This window comes from Nocardiopsis sediminis, assembly GCF_042650565.1.
In the GTDB taxonomy this organism is placed as follows: domain Bacteria; phylum Actinomycetota; class Actinomycetes; order Streptosporangiales; family Streptosporangiaceae; genus Nocardiopsis_B; species Nocardiopsis_B sediminis.
In genome coordinates, this window is the sequence record NZ_JBHSBH010000015.1 from 45320 (window position 1) to 58653 (window position 13334).

General features: G+C 72.9%; 10 protein-coding genes. 4 read left to right on the forward strand and 6 right to left on the reverse strand.

The genetic code is table 11. The features are described from left to right. The first annotated feature begins 56 nt into the window (after positions 1-56). Entirely contained in the window at positions 57-1400 is a 1344-nt protein-coding gene (locus tag ACFOVU_RS22820; protein WP_378536871.1) for a hypothetical protein, read from the forward strand. A 66-nt stretch (positions 1401-1466) separates the two neighbouring features. Here the strand turns inward: ACFOVU_RS22820 and ACFOVU_RS22825 are convergent, their stop codons facing one another. Next, the gene (locus ACFOVU_RS22825; RefSeq protein ID WP_378536872.1) at positions 1467-1790 is read right to left on the reverse strand and encodes a DMT family transporter; all 324 of its coding nucleotides are present in this window, start codon (positions 1788-1790) and stop codon (positions 1467-1469) included. A gap of 227 nt (positions 1791-2017) precedes the next feature. Here ACFOVU_RS22825 and ACFOVU_RS22830 point away from each other — a divergent pair, with 227 nt between their 5' ends. Continuing rightward, complete coding sequence (locus ACFOVU_RS22830) at positions 2018-5029, forward strand: bifunctional [glutamine synthetase] adenylyltransferase/[glutamine synthetase]-adenylyl-L-tyrosine phosphorylase (protein WP_378538186.1); 3012 nt, start codon at positions 2018-2020, stop codon at positions 5027-5029. A gap of 345 nt (positions 5030-5374) precedes the next feature. On the opposite strand, the gene ACFOVU_RS22835 is transcribed toward ACFOVU_RS22830, so the two are convergent. Then, complete coding sequence (locus tag ACFOVU_RS22835) at positions 5375-6661, reverse strand: MFS transporter (RefSeq protein ID WP_378536873.1); 1287 nt, start codon at positions 6659-6661, stop codon at positions 5375-5377. A 123-nt stretch (positions 6662-6784) separates the two neighbouring features. Between ACFOVU_RS22835 and ACFOVU_RS22840 the strand changes: the two genes are divergently transcribed. After that, positions 6785-7675: a LysR family transcriptional regulator gene (locus tag ACFOVU_RS22840; protein ID WP_378536875.1), complete on the forward strand. Its 891-nt coding sequence runs from the start codon at positions 6785-6787 to the stop codon at positions 7673-7675. Between the two features lie 108 nt (positions 7676-7783). Here ACFOVU_RS22840 and ACFOVU_RS22845 read toward each other — a convergent pair whose 3' ends face one another. The 3 genes from ACFOVU_RS22845 to ACFOVU_RS22855 all read right to left on the reverse strand — a co-directional run bounded on the left by ACFOVU_RS22845 (position 7784) and on the right by ACFOVU_RS22855 (position 10980). Then, on the reverse strand, positions 7784-9304 hold the full coding sequence (locus ACFOVU_RS22845) for an alpha-amylase (RefSeq protein ID WP_378536876.1): 1521 nt from the start codon (positions 9302-9304) through the stop codon (positions 7784-7786). Positions 9305-9738: 434 nt separating this feature from the next. Next, positions 9739-10074: a hypothetical protein gene (locus ACFOVU_RS22850; RefSeq protein WP_378536877.1), complete on the reverse strand. Its 336-nt coding sequence runs from the start codon at positions 10072-10074 to the stop codon at positions 9739-9741. A gap of 117 nt (positions 10075-10191) precedes the next feature. Then, a complete protein-coding gene (locus tag ACFOVU_RS22855; protein ID WP_378536879.1) occupies positions 10192-10980 on the reverse strand; it encodes a VOC family protein in 789 nt (262 codons plus the stop codon). A 275-nt stretch (positions 10981-11255) separates the two neighbouring features. On the opposite strand from ACFOVU_RS22855, the gene ACFOVU_RS22860 reads away from it, so the two are divergent. Next, complete coding sequence (locus tag ACFOVU_RS22860; RefSeq protein ID WP_378536880.1) at positions 11256-11435, forward strand: hypothetical protein; 180 nt, start codon at positions 11256-11258, stop codon at positions 11433-11435. 4 nt (positions 11436-11439) lie between these two features. Here the strand turns inward: ACFOVU_RS22860 and ACFOVU_RS22865 are convergent, their stop codons facing one another. Then, the gene (locus ACFOVU_RS22865) at positions 11440-13194 is read right to left on the reverse strand and encodes an NAD+ synthase (RefSeq protein ID WP_378536881.1); all 1755 of its coding nucleotides are present in this window, start codon (positions 13192-13194) and stop codon (positions 11440-11442) included. Positions 13195-13334 lie beyond the last annotated feature (140 nt).

A 13334-nucleotide genomic window follows, 5' to 3' on the forward strand; every position in this document is an offset into this window, starting at 1 on the left:
CCACAATGGCACCGGCGGCCCGCCGCTGTTTTCCCCCGCGCACGAGACGGAGACCGGTGACCTCAGCTCCCCCCGACCACGGACCGCCGCGGCGGCGGTTCGCGCTCCCGGCCGTCCTCACCGCCGCCGCGGTGGCGGCTGGCGCCACCGGTGTCCTCGCGGCGACGGGGCACCTCCCTTGGAGCGGCCCGCAGTCCGCCGACTGCGATGACGCGGGCCCGCTCCCTGTGACCCGCACCGCCGACGGCGGGCTCAACGTGGTCACCGCCGCCGACGCCGACCACGTCTGGGCCTTCGGCCGGTTCGAGGAGCCCGCCGGCGCAGGCCCCTCCTCCGACCACCGCGCCGAGCCCGTCCCCCGCGCCTACCAGTGGGACGAAGGCGCGTGGGCGGAGATGGAGCTGCCCGCCGTCTGGCAGGGGACGCCGGTGTTCGCGGAAGCCGCCGGGCCGGCGGACCTCTGGGTCCTCATCAGCGAGAGCCGCGACCCGACCGGTACGCCACCGGAGTCGACGGCCACCATCGGCCTGTACCAGTACGCGGCCATGCACTTCGACGGGCGGCGGTGGCACCGCTACGACCTCGCGGACCTCCCCGTCCCGGTCGCCGACCACGCCGACGAGCCCCGCCTGCGCACCGCGACCGACCTCGAAGTCGCCGGTCCGAGCGATGTGTGGGTGATGGCCGTCGGCTCCGGCGACCCCGCCCGCGACCGCCGAGCGCTGCGCTTCGACGGCGAACAGTGGGGCGAGGCGCCAGAACCGGAGACAGGGCGGGAGCTGGCCGCCATCGGGCCCGACGACATCATCGCCGTCGGCGCCGACGGCCCCCGGCTCACCGCCGAGCGCTGGGACGGTGAGCGCTGGGCCGCCATGGACGTGCCGCAGCCTCCCGGTCCCGAGCCCGGTCCCGAGCCCGGTCCGGGGCCCGCCCACGGCTTCGAAGAGACCGCGTTCACCGACGTCCATGCCGTCGCGGCGGACGACGTGTGGGCGGTGGGACGGCAGGCGGACACCGCCGGGACCACGGCCGGCCCCGCCGGGCCCAGCGCCGTCCTGGCGCACTGGGACGGCGCGGAGTGGTCGGTCACCCGTGATGACGACTACAGCGGCTTCGACTACGTCCACGGAGACGGTGACGGCGGTCTGTGGCTGCGGACCGAGCAAGGGGCGATCCTGCACCGCGACGCAACGGGCGACTTCACCGCCCACGACCCCGCCCCGGACCTCCCGCACGACGGCGACACGCACGGCCGGCACCAGACGAGGGCGGACGTTCCCGCCACCGCCCTTGCTCCCATCCCCGGTACCCGCACCCTCGCCGCGGGCGGCTCGCTCGTCGAGACCACCGACGGCGACATCACCCGCCAGGAGCCCGCGGCCCGCATCTGCCGGAACTGACCGCCACTGCGCCCGCCACGGGACCGCTACGCCGCGGTGGTGGCCTCGTGGCGTGTGCGTGTGGGCTCAGTGGGCCGCACCGAGTTCGAGGGCCATGACCCCCGCGATGACCAGGCCGATCCCGCCGACCTGGATCCAGGTGAGGCCGTCGCCGAGGAAGAGCGCGCCGATCAGCGCCACCAGGCTCACCCCCACCGCCGCCCACACACCGTAGGCGACGCCGATGTTCATGCCGGTCTTGAGGGTCTGGGCGAGGAGCCAGAACGCGGTTCCATAGCCGACCACGGTGATGGCCGACGGGACGAGCCTGGTGAAGCCCTCGGAGTAGCGGAGCGAGATCGTGCCCGTGACCTCCGCGATGATCGCTCCGACGAGCAGCAGCCACGGCATGACGGTGAACCTCCGATGAGTGGGGACGAACCGCCATGACAAGGGCGGCCCTTGGCAACCTACCCGCGCGCCTCCGCCCGCCGTCACTGTGACGCTCCCCACCGCCAGTCCCGCCCACCGGCCCGCCCCCGGCGCGCCCACCGTCGTCCACAGGTCCGGGTACGGGCTCCCCGTCCGAGGCCGGACGGGCTACGGTGATCTGCGTGGGGACTCAGGACGGATTCACGGTGACACCCGGCGCGCTCGCGCGGCGCGGGTTCGGCGACGGCGCCCGCGCGGTGCGCCTGGTCGAGGACGCGGGCCTGGACCCGCACTCGCACGGCGCCATCATCCAGGACCTCAGCGGGGCGGCCGACCCCGATCAGGCGCTCCTGGGCCTGGTCCGGCTCCTGGAGTGCTGCGACGACCCCAAGGAACTCCTCGACGCCCTGTGCGACGACCCCGACCTCCGGGTCCGGCTCACCCGGGTGCTCGGCGCCAGCGCCGCCCTCACCGACCACCTGGTGCGCCACCCCGGCGACTGGCGCGAGCTGCGCGGCGCCGACGCCGCTCGCGTCCCCGGCCCCGACGAAGTGCGCGCCGGCCTGCTGCACACCGTGGGTGCCGACCCCAACGCCGGCGCCCCCATCGCCGACACCGACGGCGGCGACCCCGAAGGCCCCGCCCACGCCCTCCGGGTCGCCTACCACCGCCGCGTGCTGCGCCTGGCCGGGCGCGACCTCACCGGCGCCTCGGACCTCGAGACCACGTCGGCCGAACTCGCCGACCTGGCCGCGGCCACCCTCGACGCCGCACTGGCCATCGCGCGTGCCGAGTCCCCCGATGAGGCGGCCCTATGCCGGATCGCGGTGATCGGCATGGGCAAGTGCGGCGGCCGGGAGCTGAACTACGTCAGCGACGTCGACGTCGTCTTCATCGCCGAGCCCGCCGACGGCGTCGAGGACGAACCGGCCGCGATGCGCGCCGCCACCCGCCTGGCGGCGGCCATGATGCGCATCCCCAGCGAGACCGACCGCGAGGGCACACTGTGGCAGGTCGACGCCGCGCTGCGCCCCGAGGGCAAGAACGGCCCGCTGGTGCGCAACCTGGCCGGGCACATCGCCTACTACCGGCGCTGGGCCAAGACGTGGGAGTTCCAGGCGCTGCTGAAGGCCCGGCCCATCGCGGGCGACACCGCCCTGGGCGCGGCCTACGTCGAGTCGATCACCCCGCTGGTGTGGGAGGCGGCCGGCCGCAAGAACTTCGTGGACGACGTGCAGGCCATGCGCCGCCGCGTCATCGCCCACATCCCGCCCGCGGAGAAGGACAGGGAGATCAAGCTCGGCCGCGGCGGGCTGCGCGACATCGAGTTCTCGGTGCAGCTCCTCCAGCTCGTCCACGGGCGCACCGACCCGGCGCTGCGGTCGGGCAACACGCTCATCGCCCTCGACGCCCTGTCCAAGGGCGGGTACGTGGGCCGCGAGGACGCGTCGGGCCTGGCCGACGCCTACCGGTTCCTGCGGCGGGTGGAGCACCTGCTCCAGCTGCACCGGCTCCGCCGCACCCACCTGCTGCCCGACCCCGCCTCGCCCGACGGCCCCGATCAGCTGCGCCGGCTGGGCCGGGCGCTCGGCTACGCCGCCAACCCCGTCACCGAGCTGACGGCGTCGTGGCGGCAGGTCGCCGGCGAGGTGCGGCGGCTGCACGAGAAGCTGTTCTACCGCCCGCTGCTGCACGCGGTGGCCCGGCTGCCCGGCAGCGAAGCGCGCCTCACCCTGGAGCAGGCGGGCGACCGCCTTGAGGCCCTGGGGTTCGTCGACCCCACCGGGGCACTGCGCCACCTGGAGACGCTGACATCAGGGGTCACCCGGCGCGCGGCCATCCAGCGCACGCTGCTGCCGGTCATGCTGGAGTGGTTCTCCGACGCCCCCGATCCCGACGCCGGCCTGCTGGGCTTCCGCAACGTCAGCGACCAGCTGGGCGCCACCCCGTGGTACCTGCGGCTGCTGCGCGACGACGTCCGGGTGGCCGAGCGCATGGCGTGGCTGCTGGGCACCAGCCGCTACGTCACCGAGCTGCTGCTGCGCGCCCCCGAGGCGGTGGCGATCCTCGCCGACGACGCCGACCTGGTGCGGCGGCCCGCCTCGGCCCTGACAGCGGAGGCGGCCTCGGCCCTGCGCAGGCACGACACCGCCGAGAACGGGGTGGGGGCGGTGCGGGCGCTGCGCCGCCGCGAGCTGCTGCGCACGGCGGCGGCCGACCTGCTGGAGGTAGCAGGGGTCGACGAGGTGGGCGGCGCGCTCACCACGATCTCCGCGGTGACCATCGAGGCGGCGCTCCAGGCGGCGCGCACCATCGTGTCCGGGCAGGGCGGCGAGCAGCGGACCCGGCTAGCGGTCATCGCCATGGGCCGCTTCGGCGGCGGTGAGCTGACCTACGCCAGCGACGCCGACGTGATGTTCGTGCACGACCCGCTGCCCGGAGCCGACGTCGAGCAGGCCACGCGGGAAGCGAACGCGCTCGTGCGCGAGCTGCGGCGGCTACTGGAGATCCCCGCGGCCGAGCCCCCGCTGCACGTGGACGCCGACCTGCGGCCCGAGGGCAAGAGCGGCCCCCTGGTGCGCACCTTGGACTCCTATGCGGCCTACTACCGGCGCTGGTCGTCGACGTGGGAGAGCCAGGCGCTCCTGCGCGCCGAGCCGATCGCGGGCGACCGGGAGCTGGGCGAGCGCTTCGTGGAGCTCATCGACCCGCTGCGCTACCCGGCGGGTGGTGTCGGTGAGGACGCGGTGCGCGAGATCCGGCGGCTGAAGGCACGCATGGAGGCCGAACGCCTGCCGCGCGGCGCCGACCCCACGCTCCACACCAAGCTGGGGCGGGGCGGCCTGTCGGACGTGGAGTGGGTCGCACAGCTCCTCCAGCTGCGCCACGCACACCGCATCGAGGGGCTACGGACGCGGAGCACCCTGAGGGCCTTGGACGTGGCAGTGGCCCACGACCTCCTCGACAGCGAGGACGGCGGCACCTTGGAAGTAGCGTGGCGCCTCGCAGCCCGGGTCCGCGGAGCGATCATGCTCGTCAGGGGGCGGGCGGGTGACTCCATCCCAACGGGGTTGCGCGACCTGTCGGCCATCGCGGGTGCGCTGGGGTACCGCAGCGAGGACGACGGGGAGGGGGCGTCGGGGCAGCTTCTTCAGGACTACCGGCAGGCGACGCGGCGGGCCCGGGCGGTGATGGAAAGGGTGTTTTATGATGACTGATCGGGGCTGGCGACACGTGGTTGCAGGGCCCGATACACCGGTACGTTCGTGTGCGAAGAACTGAATCAACTCGCCGCGAGGCCCACGCAAGACCCCAGGTCGCGAAGCCTGCGCCCCGCGCATGCGGGGATGGACCTGGTTCCGGGACCTCATCCAGCAGGGACAGCGGCTGCGCCCCGCGCATGCGGGGATGGACCGGCCGCGTGGTGCTCCGCGATGATCGCCCGGCCCTGCGCCCCGCGCATGCGGGGATGGACCCTCCACGAGCCCGACCCCGGCCACCGAGGCCACCTGCGCCCCGCGCACGCGGGGAAGTGGTCCCCCGCGGAAAGCCCTTCAGGCCGCCTACCGGCCCTTGGGCGTTCGCCGCCCCCGCGGGGCGCGACCCGCCATCGTTACAACCAACGCACCCACGGCAAGCGCTCCCCCCAGCCACATCACCGATGGTGGGCCCGCGGCGTCCACGACCCGGCCGCCGATTAAGGCCCCGATGGCGATAGAACCGTTGAAGACCCCCACGAACAGTGCCGACGCAGCCTCTCTGGCCTCGGGGGCCGATGACATGAGCCAGGTTTGGGCGCCCACCGACACCCCTCCGTAGGCGGCGCCCCACACCACTAGGAGGCCCGCTGCGGCCGCCGCCGTGCCGCCGATGACCGGGATCAGCAGGACTGATGCGGCGATCAGCGCGCTGGTGACCGCAAGGGTGGCCCGCGGGGCGGCGGGGGCCGTGGTCCCGGCTGCGAAGTTTCCGGCGATGCCCGCTATCCCGTAGCAGAGGAGCAGGGTGCCGACCTGCGTCGCGTCCGCGCCGGCAGTGTCCTCCAGGACGGGGCGGATGTAGGTGTAGGCCGCGAAGTGCCCGGCCACCAGGAGTGCCACGAGCGTCAGCCCCGTGGTGATCCGCGGGTTGCGGAACAGGCCGGCCACTCCCCCGGCGCGGGTTCCCCGCTCCGCGGGCAGCCGGGGCAGCAGCACGGCCATCGCGACCGCGACCAGCAGCGCCACCGCCCCCGTTACGGCGAACGCGGACCGCCAGCCGCCCAAGTCGCCGATGTAGGTGCCGGCGGGCACCCCCAGCACCGATGCGATCGCGATGCCGCTGAAGATCAGCGACGTGGCGGTGCCGACGGACCGTTCCGGCACCAACCGGACGGCGAGCCCCGCCGCCAAGGACCACACGCCGCCCATTGCGAGGCCGACGAGGACCCGCGCCACGACCATGACGGCGAAGTGCGGCGCCCACGCCGACACCAGGTTCGCGATCGCGAGCACGGCCATGAGCAGGCACAGCAGCAGGCGGCGGTCGAAATGCCCGGCAACAAGGGGCACCAGCGGGGCGGACAGCGCGGCGACCAGGCCGGTGATCGTGAGCGTCAGCCCGGCGGCCCCCTCGCTGACGCGCAGGGAGCCCGCCATGGGGGTGAGCAGGCCCACGGGGAGCATCTCGGCGGTCACGACCGTGAAGGTCGCGGCCGCCACGACCGCGACGGCGGCCCACTGCCGCGCCGGCCGCTGACGCGGCGCCGACGGCGGCGCCTCGGTGTCCGCGGTGGGCGTGAGGGGCGGCGACCCGGTGTCCGCGGTGGGAGTGGACGTGGGAGAAGGGGTGGGATCGGATGTGTTCTGCACGACCTCCAGCCAACCGGCGCCGCTGACCGGGAACAACGGCGAAGTTCTCATCCTTCGATGAGGTGGGCTCATCGATCGCCGCGGGGAACACGGCGAACGCGGCGGACACGAATGGGGAGGGACATGGGTGGCCTGGAGGTCAGGGAGCTGGAGTGCTTCCTCGTTCTCGCCGACGAACTGCACTTCGGGCGGGCGGCCGACCGCCTGTACGTGTCGCAGAGCCGCGTCAGCCAGCTCCTGCGCGCGCTCGAACGGCGCGTCGGCGCCCGTCTCGTGGAGCGTACGAGCCGCCGTGTCCGGCTGACCCCGCTCGGGGAGGCGTTCCTCCGCGACCTGCGCCCCGCCTATGACGGCCTGGCGGCGACGGTGGAGCGGGCGCGCATGGCCGCCTTGGGCGTGCACGGCCGGCTCCGGGTCGGCTTCCAGGGGGCCGTGCACGAGGGCGTCCTGAGCGCGATCACCGATCTTCAGGAAGGCTCCGGGGAGGGTATCCGGATCGACATCGTCGAGATCCCGCTCTGCGACCCGTTCGGCGCGCTGCGCAGGGGCGAGGTCGACGCGGCCGGGGTGCTGCTTCCCGTGGAGGAGCCCGGACTCGTGCTGGGCCCGGTGTTCTCGCGGCGCCCGCAGACCCTGGCGGTGGCGGCCTGCCACCCCTTCGCGGAGCGGGCCTCCGTGACGGCCGAGGAGCTGGCCGGTACGCCTCTGGTGTCCGTCGGCGAGCCCGCACCCGCCTACTGGAGCCGCGCCCACGCACCCGGGCGGACTCCGGGCGGGCGCCCGATCCCGCCCGGCGTGGCCGTGCGCACCCTTCAGGAGGGCTTGACGGCGATCGCATCGGGGCGGGGCGCCATGCTGCTGTGCTTGCCGACGGCGGAGTACAACCGCCGCGGCGACATCGCGTTCGTGCCTGTGACCGGTATGCCCGATTCCTCGCTGGGCCTGGTGTGGCGGCAGGGGCACGAGACGCCCGCCATCCGCTCGCTGGCGGAGGCGCTCGCCCTGACCGCGTGATCCGCCGGGGGCTCGGGCGTCAGGGCGTCGGATCCCGTTCACCCCGGATGGCAGTGGGACGGCGGGTGTCCGGGGAGGGGGTGGACACCCGCCGTCGTAGAGGCTGGCTCAGGAGCCGGGGGCGTTCACGTGCAGGGCGACGGCTCCCTCGGGCGGGACCTGCACGGTGAGCGATCCGCCCGACACCGTGTAGCGGTTCGGGGAGTCGCAGGCGCCGCCGGTGAAGGTGCCGTTGGCGACGTCGCAGTACTCGCCGTCGGGCAGGGCGGTGTCCACGGTGGCGCTCCACTCGCTGTCGGTGGCGTTGAACGCCGCGAACCCGGCGGTGCCGCGGTCGAAGGCGATGCGGGCGTTTCCGTCGCCGTCCTTCCAGTCGACGCCGGTCCCGTCGGTGGCGTTGGCGAAAGTCGCCATGCCGTTGAGGGCGCGGTGCTCGCAGACCCAGCCGTCCTGGCCGCACACGGTCGCCCGGGTGGTGCCGTCGGACTCGCTGGGCGGCCCGGTGTCGTTGCTGCCGGTCCAGTCGTAGCTGGACATGACCTGGGCGGTGCCGTAGTCGTAGGCCAGCATGAACGCCTGGGCGAGGTCGTAGCGGTCGCGGTCGGTGCGGTGGGTGAGGGTGGGGTCGCTGCGCTGGGTGTCGTGGTTGACGACGAAGGCGATGGCGTCGTCGCCGTTGATCAGCCCGTCGCCGATGGTGCGCAGCCCCTGGAGGTTCGCTTCGGCGAACCGGGCGCTGACCCTGCGGTGGTACTCGAACTCGGTGACGTCGCCGGCGCCGGTGTACTCCCCCGCGCCGATGGTGCCGTCGCCGATGACCTCCTGGAAGATGTAGGGCGGCTGGTCCCAACCGGGCACGGTGGTGCGCAGCCGGGAGTTGACCGCCTCGACGTCGGCGAGCGGCATGTGCTTCGCGGCGTCGTAGCGGAACCCGGCCACACCCATGTCGATCAGCCCGTTGAGGTACTGGGCGAGGCGGTCGCGGACGTAGTCGTTGCCGGTCGCCAGGTCGGACAGGCCGACCAGCTCGCAGTTCTGCACCTCCCACCGGTCGTTCCAGTTGGAGATGTCGCGGCCGCAGGCGTTGAAGTCCTGCCTGCTGTAGCCGTGGGTGCCGTCGCCGTAGAGGTCGGGGTACTCGTACTTGCCGTACTCGGTGCCGTCGCTGCCGGGGCCGGCGCCGACGGACCCGGAGCCGGACATGTGGTTGAGGATGGCGTCGACGTAGATCTTGACGCCGGAGTCGCGGCAGCGGTCGACCATGTCCTGGAAGTCGGCCGCGGTGCCTCGGCGGGTGTTGTCGATCTTGTAGGAGACCGGCTGGTAATCCTGCCACCAGGGGAAGCCCTGGGCGGAGAGGACCACGTGCTCTTGGGGCGGGGAGACCTGGACGGCGCCGAAGCCGTTGGGGCCGAGGAAGTCCTCGCACTCCTGGGCGACGGACTCCCACCGCCACTGGAACAGGTGGACGATCGCGTTGCCGTTCGCCTCGGCCGCGGCGGGGGCGTCGTCGGCGGGCACGGGTGCAGCCGGGGCGCTCTGCGCCGGTGCGGGGGCTGTGAGGGCGAACAGGGCGCCGGCCGCCATGGCGAGTGCGGCGGTTGCGGGGGCGAGCCTTCGTATCTTCATCACGCCTCCTGGGCGGATGTGTCTGACGGGGGTTGGGGGGTCGGGGACAGGGGATGTGTTGTGCTTTCAAATCCTGCAAGAAATTTCGCGCCGTGATGAAGATAACAAGCGAGCGCCGAGTTGTGAATACACGATTTCCCTGGAACGACGGCGGTGTTGCACATCCGGACACCGACCATTCGACCTGCACGAACGAGCGGTCGACCACCATGAGCGATCGGCTTGCCACGTTTCGTGGGGACGGGATCCGTGCCCGACCAGCGCCGATGACGGACCGGACTACGCCTGGACAACGGAACAGGTGTGCAAATTACCGCAAGTGCTTGCGGACCTTACGGGGGCCTCCCTCAGCGCCCCGCCTCCGCAGACGCCGAGTGCCGGCCCACCTGTCGGGTGGGCCGGCACTCGGCGGCACGGATGTGGTGGCGCCGCGATCACCAGAAGACGGCGACGGCGATGTTGATGATGGTGAGCACGCCGGCGGCGACCGCGAGGCGGGTCGCGGGCTTGCGCAGGTTCAGGAAGGCGAGCACGGTGACGGCCAGGGCGACGACGAGCTTGACGCCGATCTTGACGTGGTCGACATCGCCGTCCCCCATTTCGGCCACCCCGACCAGCAGGAGGCCGGTGACCAGCTGTAGCAGCGAGCTGTGCAGCAGCACCTTGGGAGCCTTGGCGTTGCCGGTCATGACCTGCATCAGGAACCCGCTCAGGATTCCGGCCATACCCAGGAAGTGCAGGAAGACGAGGGCCGAGTTGAGGATCTCCATGGCCCAAATCTACTACGCCGTGTAGTTTGTGCGCGCCGCCCCTCACGACGCGGAGCCGTAACGATCGGACGTCCGGTCTCCGGGCCTCTCCGATGCCCCCTCTCCGGTGCCCCCGGTTCAGCGCGGGCCGGGCTTGAGCACCACGAACTCCGCGCCCGAAGGGTCGGTGCCGACCGCCAGCCGCCCCACGCCCTCCACGTCCTCGGGGCCCATCTGCACGTTGCCGCCCGACGACGTGATCCGGGCGACCGTGGCATCGGTGTCGGCGACGTCGAACACGGGGTGCCAGTAGGGCCCCTCCGGCAGGTACTCATCGGGCAGCTGCACGAACCCGCCCTGCATGAGGTCCTCGCCCTGCCCCGACGGCGTGATCAGCGTGTAGGTCCCCTCTTGGCCGCCCGGCATGGGGACGTCGCTGGTCTGCCAGCCGAAGAGGGCCCCGTAGAACGCTTTGGCCCCCGCCACGTCGCTGGTGCACAGCTCGGTCCAGCTCAGGGCCCCCGGCTGCGAGACCGCGTCCAGCCCGCGGATCCGGCCGGGCTGCCAGATGGCGAAGTCGGCCCCCTGCGGGTCGCTGAGCTGGGCGAGCCGCCCCTCCTCGCCGACCTCCATGGGCTCGGCGCGCACCTTTCCGCCCGACCGCTCCGCCGAGCGGACCGTGGAATCGGCGTCGGAGGTGCTGAAGTAGAGCGTCCACGCCGACCGCGCCCCCTCCTCGGTGAGGGGGCCGACCGCGGCGACGGTGCGCCCGCCCACCTGGAAGAAGCCGTAGCCGCCCATGTCGGGTCCGGCGGACTTGTGTTCCCAGTCGAACACCGCCCCGTAGAAGGCCGCGGCGGCGTCGACATCGGGCGCTCCGAGGTCGAGCCAGCATGGGGAACCGAAGACGAAGTCGGTCGTAAGCATACGCATTCTCCCTTGTCCGTCCCACACACCCTGTGACCAGCATCTGACACACCGCCGCGGCATTCGACAGATGGCCGCCCACCTGCGCCTCAAATCCCCGCAAAAGGCTGTGGCACCGGTGGACGGGCCCGCCCGCGGTGCCTTAGCCCCGCGCACTCCGCCCCGGCCGTCCGGGGGCGGGACTACGGCATTCGCCCGATGTGGGGGCGGGGGTCTTAGGCGGAGTCTCGGATCAGCGGCCGGGCCTCCGGCCGCCGGGAACGTGGGAGGACGACATGATGCACCCCGACATCCTGAGCGCGGTGGCGCGCGACCGGATCGCCGAGCAGGAGCGGCGGGCGGCCGCGGCACAGCGACGGGCGGAACGGGATCGCGCACCGGAGCGCTCCGGCCGCGAGGGCGCCGACGGCGACGCCGCTCCCGCCGTTCCGGCGGATCGGCGCGCGGCGGGCTGACGGCTCAGGGGGTCCAGCGGTTGGTGATGGGCAGCCGGCGGTCGCGGCTGAGGTTGCGCGAGGAGATCTTGGGCCCCGGCGGGTACTGCCGGCGCTTGTACTCGGCGCGGTCGACCAGGCCGATCACCCGCTCGACCAGATCCGGCGCGTAGCCGTCGCTGGTCAGCTCCGCCAGGCCCTTGTCGGTGCCGATGTAGGCGTCCAGGAGCGAGTCGAGCACGGCGTAGTCGGGCAGGGAGTCGGTGTCGAGCTGGCCGGGGCGCAGCTCGGCGCTGGGCGGCTTGCTGATCGAGTTCTCCGGGATCGGCGGGGTCTCGCCCGCCCGCTCGGCCTGGGCGTTGCGCCAGCGCGCGAGGTCCCACACCACGGTCTTCCAGCAGTCCTTGATGGGCGCGTAGGCGCCCACGGCGTCGCCGTAGAGGGTGGAGTAGCCGGTGGCGAGCTCGCTCTTGTTGCCGGTGGCCAACACGAGGTGGCCCTCCTGGTTGGACAGCGCCATGACCGTGGTGCCGCGCACGCGCGCCTGGAGGTTCTCGGCGGCGACGCCGTCGACCGGGTTGGCGGCCTGGAACGCGTCGACGACCGGGGCGATGGGGATGGTGCGCCCGGTGATGCCCTGGCGCTTGACCAGCTCCTCGGCGTCGGCGATGGAGTGCTCGCTGGAGTAGGAGCTCGGCAGCAGGATGCCGTGCACGTTGTCGGCGCCGATGGCGTCGACCGCGATGGTGGCGGTCAGGGCGGAGTCGATGCCGCCGGACAGCGCCACCAGGACCGACCCGAACCGGTTCTTGAGGACGTAGTCGCGCAGCCCGACGACGAGCGCCCGGTAGACCTCGCCGATGTCGGAGACGGGGTCGGGGCGCGGGGTGACCTCGGGCGGGCGCGGCTCGTAGCGGTCGACGGGCTCGGTGGAGACCGTGTAGCGGACGACGCGGATGCCGTCGACGGGGCCGCCGGGCGGGTCTCCGGGGTCGGCGCGGGGCAGGTCGAGGTCGGTGATGAGCAGGTGGTCCTCGAACTGGGGGGCGCGGGAGACCAGTTCGCCGTCGGAGTCGACGATGAGCGAGTCGCCCTCGAAGATCAGCTCGTCCTGGGCCCCGCTCATGTTGACGTAGCCCACGGCGGCGTTGATCTCGCGGGCGCGGCGCTGGCACAGCTCCAGGCGGACGTTGTCCTTGTCGCGCTCGTAGGGCGAGCCGTTGAGGGTGATGAGCAGGCCGGCGCGGGCCGCGCGCACGGCGGTGACGGGACCGCCCTCCTGCCACAGGTCCTCGCAGACGGCGAAGGCGATGTCGGCGCCGTGCAGCCGGACCACGGCGAGGGAGTCGCCGGGGACGAAGTTGCGGAACTCGTCGAACACGCCGTAGTTGGGCAGGTGGTGCTTTGCCGAGGTCAGCCGGACGCGGCCGCGGTGCAGGAGGGCGGTGGAGTTCTGCGGCGCCCCGGCGGGCTGGCCGAACTTGGCGCCGACGCCGTCGCGCCGGTCGAGGAAGCCCACGACGACGGGCAGCCCGCCCAGCCCCGCGGCGTCGAGGCGCTCGGCGAGGGCGTGCGTGGCCTTGACCGACGCGGAGACGAAGGAGTTGCGCACGGCCAGGTCTTCGACCGGGTAGCCGGTGACCACCATCTCGGGGAACACCACGAGATGGGCGTTCTGGGCGGCGGCGCGGCGGACGTAGTCGACGACGATCCGGGAGTTGCCCTCGAGGTCGCCGACGGTCGGGTTCACCTGCGCCATCGCGATTCTGATCTGCACCACGCCCCCGACATTAGGGCCTCGCAGGGTGGGGCCGGTCACGCGGGTCCGGGTGTTGTGTTGTGATAATGCGTACATCCGATTCACCATTGTGGCCTCAACCTGCGTTAATGCGTCGGAAACCTCGAGAGGGCACACTGTTG

Bases quoted from the DNA above. Each gene is read 5' to 3' on its own strand.
- ACFOVU_RS22840 (WP_378536875.1), top strand. From the start codon at position 6,785: ATGGGTGGCCTGGAGGTCAGGGAGCTGGAGTGCTTCCTCGTTCTCGCC.
- ACFOVU_RS22860 (WP_378536880.1), top strand. From the start codon at position 11,256: ATGATGCACCCCGACATCCTGAGCGCGGTGGCGCGCGACCGGATCGCC.
- ACFOVU_RS22845 (WP_378536876.1), bottom strand. From the start codon at position 9,304: ATGAAGATACGAAGGCTCGCCCCCGCAACCGCCGCACTCGCCATGGCG.
- ACFOVU_RS22850 (WP_378536877.1), bottom strand. From the start codon at position 10,074: ATGGAGATCCTCAACTCGGCCCTCGTCTTCCTGCACTTCCTGGGTATG.
- ACFOVU_RS22825 (WP_378536872.1), bottom strand. From the start codon at position 1,790: ATGCCGTGGCTGCTGCTCGTCGGAGCGATCATCGCGGAGGTCACGGGC.
- ACFOVU_RS22855 (WP_378536879.1), bottom strand. From the start codon at position 10,980: ATGCTTACGACCGACTTCGTCTTCGGTTCCCCATGCTGGCTCGACCTC.